Origin of the sequence: Mesorhizobium sp. M8A.F.Ca.ET.165.01.1.1, from assembly GCF_004792065.1 — a bacterium.
GTDB lineage: Bacteria > Pseudomonadota > Alphaproteobacteria > Rhizobiales > Rhizobiaceae > Mesorhizobium.
This window is the reverse complement of sequence record NZ_SRTH01000048.1, coordinates 1-981: the sequence shown is the minus strand read 5'-3', so window position 1 is coordinate 981 and position 981 is coordinate 1. Positions and strand designations below refer to the sequence as shown.

Here is a 981-nt window from a genome sequence, read left to right as displayed (position 1 = left end):
ATCACGGCGGCTCTTCGTCCGCCAACCTGACCATCACCATCACCGGCACCAACGATGCGCCGGTGGCGGTGGCCGATGCGGCGGCGGTGAAGGAAGACACCAACACGCTGGCCGATCCCAATCCGGTCAGCGGCAATGTGCTTTCCAACGACACCGATGTCGACAATGGCGACACGCACAGCGTCAGCGCCGTCAACGGCTCGGCTGGCAATGTCGGCAACGACCTGGTCGGCACCTATGGCACGCTGCATCTCAACAGCGACGGCAGCTACAGCTATACGCTCGACAATGGCCTGGCCTCGGTGCAGCAGCTTGCCGAAGGCGCCACCGTCACCGACGTCTTCAGCTACACCAATGCGGACAATCACGGCGGCTCTTCGTCCGCCAACCTGACCATCACCATCACCGGCACCAACGATGCGCCGGTGGCGGTGGCCGATGCGGCGGCGGTGAAGGAAGACACCAACACGCTGGCCGATCCCAATCCGGTGAGCGGCAATGTGCTTTCCAACGACACCGATGTCGACAATGGCGACACCCACAGCGTCAGCGCCGTCAACGGCTCGGCTGGCAATGTCGGCAACGACCTGGTCGGCACCTATGGCACGCTGCATCTCAACAGCGACGGCAGCTACAGCTATACGCTCGACAATGGCCTGGCCTCGGTGCAGCAGCTTGCCGAAGGCGCCACCGTCACCGACGTCTTCAGCTACACCAACGCCGACAACCACGGCGGCTCTTCGTCCGCCAACCTGACCATCACCATCACCGGCACCAACGATGCGCCGGTGGCGGTGGCCGATGCGGCGGCGGTGAAGGAAGACACCAACACGCTGGCCGATCCCAATCCGGTGAGCGGCAATGTGCTTTCCAACGACACCGATGTCGACAATGGCGACACGCACAGCGTCAGCGCCGTCAACGGCTCGGCTGGCAATGTCGGCAACGACCTGGTCGGCACCTATGGCACGCTGCATCTCA

The 981-nt window shown here is 63.7% G+C and carries 1 protein-coding gene; it reads left to right on the top strand.

The window, feature by feature from the left end:
• A partial coding sequence (locus EN808_RS35060; protein WP_210235484.1) for a VCBS domain-containing protein occupies positions 1-981 on the top strand: 981 nt, incomplete at both ends.